6 protein-coding genes are annotated in these 4,310 nt (G+C 77.4%); 5 read left to right on the top strand and 1 reads right to left on the bottom strand.

The window, feature by feature from the left end; translation table 11 throughout:
- Both alr and tsaE read left to right on the top strand, forming a co-directional pair.
- A partial coding sequence (alr, locus tag HCN52_RS22360) for an alanine racemase (RefSeq protein ID WP_168090245.1) occupies positions 1-993 on the top strand: 993 nt, incomplete at its 5' end.
- Between the two features lie 238 nt (positions 994-1,231).
- The gene (gene tsaE / locus HCN52_RS22355; RefSeq protein ID WP_245175367.1) at positions 1,232-1,732 is read left to right on the top strand and encodes a tRNA (adenosine(37)-N6)-threonylcarbamoyltransferase complex ATPase subunit type 1 TsaE; all 501 of its coding nucleotides are present in this window, start codon (positions 1,232-1,234) and stop codon (positions 1,730-1,732) included.
- Between the two features lie 105 nt (positions 1,733-1,837).
- Here tsaE and HCN52_RS22350 read toward each other — a convergent pair whose 3' ends face one another.
- Positions 1,838-2,497 (bottom strand): L,D-transpeptidase, encoded by a 660-nt coding sequence (locus HCN52_RS22350; RefSeq protein ID WP_168090243.1) that lies wholly within the window; start codon positions 2,495-2,497, stop codon positions 1,838-1,840.
- 209 nt (positions 2,498-2,706) lie between these two features.
- Between HCN52_RS22350 and tsaB the strand changes: the two genes are divergently transcribed.
- From tsaB to HCN52_RS22335, 3 genes are all read left to right on the top strand, one after another.
- Positions 2,707-3,387 (top strand): tRNA (adenosine(37)-N6)-threonylcarbamoyltransferase complex dimerization subunit type 1 TsaB, encoded by a 681-nt coding sequence (tsaB, locus tag HCN52_RS22345; RefSeq protein ID WP_168090242.1) that lies wholly within the window; start codon positions 2,707-2,709, stop codon positions 3,385-3,387.
- 53 nt (positions 3,388-3,440) lie between these two features.
- The gene (gene rimI, locus HCN52_RS22340; protein WP_168090246.1) at positions 3,441-3,926 is read left to right on the top strand and encodes a ribosomal protein S18-alanine N-acetyltransferase; all 486 of its coding nucleotides are present in this window, start codon (positions 3,441-3,443) and stop codon (positions 3,924-3,926) included.
- 71 nt (positions 3,927-3,997) lie between these two features.
- Positions 3,998-4,252, top strand: a complete 255-nt coding sequence (locus tag HCN52_RS22335) for a hypothetical protein (RefSeq protein WP_168090241.1) — start codon at positions 3,998-4,000, stop codon at positions 4,250-4,252.
- Positions 4,253-4,310: the final 58 nt, after the last annotated feature.

Raw genomic sequence — 4,310 nt, 5'->3', positions numbered from 1 at the left:
GCCGGGGCCGCGTGGCTCGGCACGGCGACGCCGCAGGAGGCGCTGGCGCTGCGTGCCGCCGGGGACACCGGTCGGCTGCTGTGCTGGCTGTGGACGCCCGGCGGGCCCTGGCGTGAGGCGATCGAGGCCGAGATCGACGTCACCGCCTCCGCCGGGTGGGCGCTGCGCGAGATCCGGGCGGCCGCCCGTGCCGCCGGCCGCACGGCGCGGGTGCAGCTGAAGGTCGACACCGGGCTCGGCCGCAACGGCTGCGCACCGGGCGACTGGCCCGCGCTGGTCGCCGCGGCCCGCGAGGCGGAGGCCGAGGGCTCGGTCCGGGTGACCGGCCTGTGGTCGCACTTCGCCTGCGCCGACGAGCCGGGCCACCCCTCCATCGCGGCGCAGGAGGCCGTCTTCCGCGACGCGCTGGCGACCGCCGCCCGCGCCGGCCTCGACCCGGAGGTCCGCCATCTCGCCAACTCGCCGGCGACGCTGACGCTGCCCTCCTCCCACTACGACCTGGTCCGCACCGGCGTCGCCGTCTACGGCCTGTCGCCCTCCCCGGAGGTGGGGTTGCCCGGCGCGTTCGGGCTCCGCCCCGCGATGACGCTCCGCGCCTCGCTCGCGTCCGTGAAGCGAGTGCCGGGCGGGCACGGCGTGAGCTACGGCCACAGCTACCGCACGCCGGGCGAGACCACGCTGGCGCTGGTGCCGGCCGGGTACGCCGACGGAGTGCCGCGCCATGCCTCGGGCAGCGGGCCGGTGCTGGTCGCCGGGAAGTGGCGCACGGTCGCCGGGCGGGTGGCCATGGACCAGTTCGTCGTGGACCTCGGCGGCGACACGGCCGCCGAGGGCGACCCGGTGGTGCTGTTCGGCCCGGGCAGTGACGGCGAGCCCACGGCGGAGGACTGGGCCCGCGCGGTGGGGACGATCGGGTACGAGATCGTCACCCGGATCGGCGCCCGGGTGCCCCGGGTCCACCTGGACCGCGCCGCGGCCGTCTCCCCGGGGTGAACGGGCCGACTCGCGCGTCGCCCGGCGCGTACCATCCGGAGGCGGGGCGCCCGGCGCCCCGCCGCCACGCGCGGGCCGACCGGACCGGCCCGCCCCTCGCCCTCCCGGCGGGACGGGCGGCCGCGACGACGGAGACGGCGAGACGATGAGTGCGGGCACCACCCCCACCGGCGAGCACCCCGGCCGGACCGACGACCGGGCGCACGCGACCGGCACGGTCCCGGGCGCCGACCGCACGATGCGGCTCGGGCGGGAGCTGGCGGCGCTGCTGCGCGCCGGTGACCTGGTCCTGCTCAGCGGTGAACTGGGCGCGGGCAAGACCACCCTCACCCGGGGGATCGGCGAGGGGCTCGGGGTGCGCTCCGCCGTGGCCTCCCCGACGTTCGTGATCTCCCGCGTGCACCCCTCCCTCGGCGACGGCCCGGCCCTGGTCCACGTCGACGCCTACCGGCTCGCCGGCGGGCTGGAGGAGATGGAGGATCTCGACCTCGACCTGGCGCTGCCCGAGTCCGTGGTGGTCGTCGAATGGGGCGAGGGCAAGGTCGAGGAACTGTCGGAGAGCCGGCTGCTGGTGCGGCTGGAGCGCCCCACCGGCGGCGAGGGCGGCGGGCCGGCCGACGGCGGTACCGACTGGAGTGCGCTGGACGGCGACGCACCGCGCGTCGTCACGCTCACCGGTGTCGGCCCGCGATGGGCCGGTGTCGACCTCGCGGCGCTGCTGGAGCCCGCGGACGGCTGAGGCGTGCCGGGTGCCATGGACCGGCCCCGCATCGACCGACCGCGCGCGGGCCCGCCCCGCGCCGACCGAGCTCCGCTCGGGCCCGGCCCTGCTCGCCGCCGGGTCTCAGGGAACGACGACGACCGGGGTACCGACCTCGGTGAACTCCCACATCGCCTCGCCGTCGGTGGCGAACTGGCGGATGCCGCCGGTCGGCGTGGTGGAGTCGGGGTCGGGGGTGGAGCCGTCGGTGGCGGTGGAGAAGCCGAAGACGACGGCTCCGGGGGCGTCGAACCCGATGACGTTCTCGATCGGGACGCCGTCCGATCCGGTGATCCGCTCGGTGCGCGCGCTGACGAGATAGCTGCCCGGGTCCGGGTCGACCGAGCTGCGGTGGACGGGGTAGGTGGTGACGATCTCGTCGCCGAGGCCGTCGTCGGCCGGGTCCACCAGCCACACCCGCTGATCGCCCAGCCCGTAGACGACCCGCTTGCCCTCACCGGAGTCCGCGGGCAGGGGGTGCTCCTCGCCGCCGTCGTCCGCCTCGGCGTCCGGGTCCTCGCCGATGCCCTCGTCGGGGTCCTCACCGGGCTCGTCCCCGGGCGAGTGCTCGCCGTCCTGCCCGTCCGCGGACTGTTCGCCCGCGGGGGACGAGGCACTCGGGGCGTCGTCCTGCGCGGCCGAGGCCTGGTAGGCGAAGAAGCCGACGACCGCCAGGGCGACGACGGTCAGCACGGAGACGAAAACTCCGGGAGAGGCGTGGGTTTCCGAGCTGCCGCGTGCCACGATGCGCTGTCGCCTGTTCTCTTCGGAACATCAGATGAAGGGACCCGGGAAGGGCCGGGGACGACGGTAGCAGTCCCGCCGCCCGCCACGGCCCGGAACCGGCCGCCCGCGCGCGGCTCGCCACCGGTCCCGGCCCTCGGCCCCGGGCAGCGCCGACCGCACCCCGACGCCGGGCCCGCCCGGTACGGGGCCCGCCATAAACTGGGCCCGTGCTACTGCTCGCGCTCGACACTGCCACCCCCGCCGTCACCGCTGCCCTCCACGACGGGACCCGCGTCCTGGCCGCGGGCGACACCGTGGACGCCCGCCGCCACGGCGAACTGCTGCTGCCCACCGTCGACCGGGTGTTCGCCGAGGCCGGCCGCACCCTCGCCGACCTCACCGGCGTCGTCGTCGGCGTCGGCCCGGGGCCCTACACCGGACTCCGGGTGGGGCTGGCCACCGGCACGGCCCTGGCCGCCGCGCGGTCCGTCCCCGTCCACGGCCTGTGCTCTCTCGACTCGCTGGCGTACGCCTCCGGGTTGACCGAGCCGTTCGTGGTGGCGACCGACGCCCGGCGCCGCGAGGTCTACTGGGCCCGGTACGAGGACGCCCGCCACCGCACCGGTGAGCCGGAGGTCGGCCGGCCGGGCGAGCTGCCCGCCGACATCCTCGCCCTGCCGGCGGTGGGAGCGGGCGCCGTGCAGTACGGCGAGGACTTCCCCCGTCTCCTGACCGACGCGCCGCTGCACGCCTCCGCCGCCGCGCTCGCGTCCCTGGCGGCCGAGCGGCTCGCCGCCGGCGAGGAGCTGGCCGCGCCCAGCCCGCTCTACCTGCGGCGCCCCGACGCCCAGGTCCCCGCCGGGTACAAGGTCGTCACCCCGCCGGCGCCGCCGGCGCGGGACTCGTGACCACCGACCCGACCACCGACCCGGACCCCGCCGCCGGGGTGCGGATCACCGCCATGCGCTGGTGGCACATCGCCCCCGTGCTGGAGCTGGAGCAGGAACTCTTCCCGGAGGACGCCTGGTCGGCCGGGATGTTCTGGTCCGAGCTGGCCCACGCGCGAGGCGCCGCCCCCACCCACCACTACGTGGTGGCGACCACCGCGGACGGCGCACTCGCCGGGTACGCCGGCCTCGCCGCCGCCGGGCCCACCGCCGAGGTGCAGACCATCGCCGCGGCGCCCGCCCACCACGGCACCGGGCTCGGCTCCCGGCTGCTGCGCGACCTGCTCGCCGCCGCGACCGCGTTCGGCAGCGAGGAGGTCTTCCTGGAGGTCAGGACGGACAACGAGCCGGCGCAGCGGCTGTACCGCCGCTACGGGTTCGAGCCGCTCGGCGTGCGCAGGAACTACTACCAGGCCGCCGGGATGGACGCCCTGGTGATGCGGCGGGACCACACCCGCCCCGTGCCGCCGGACGCACCGGGCGGCGCCGCCCGCCGATGACGGCGGGCACCCAGCAGCCGCCGGGACGCCCGAGGCCCCCGGCGGCCGACGAAGCGGAGAGGACCACGGTTGTGACCATCGCCCTGATGTGGGAGGCCAAGGCGGCCGACGGCCTCGGCGAGGAACTGCTGCGCTGGGCGCGGGAACGCCGGCTGACGCCGGAGCCCGCGCGGCGTGAGACCTTCGCCGCGCCCGGCGGGCGCGTGCTGGTGATCACCTGGTGGGAGGGGGCGGACGACCTCGACGCGGAGCTCCCGGAACTGCCCTCCCCGGACTCCGCGCTGATCGCGCGGCCGGTCCACCGCTGGCGGTTCCGCCAGGTCTGACCGGCGCCGGCCGATGCGCGGCCTCCCGCGCGCCGGGCCCCGCCGCCCGCGCCCACCG

Source organism: Streptomyces bohaiensis (genome assembly GCF_012033785.1).
Lineage (GTDB): Bacteria > Actinomycetota > Actinomycetes > Streptomycetales > Streptomycetaceae > Streptomyces > Streptomyces bohaiensis.
Note: the sequence above shows the minus strand (reverse complement) of the source record. Positions and strands in the feature narration are given on the sequence as shown.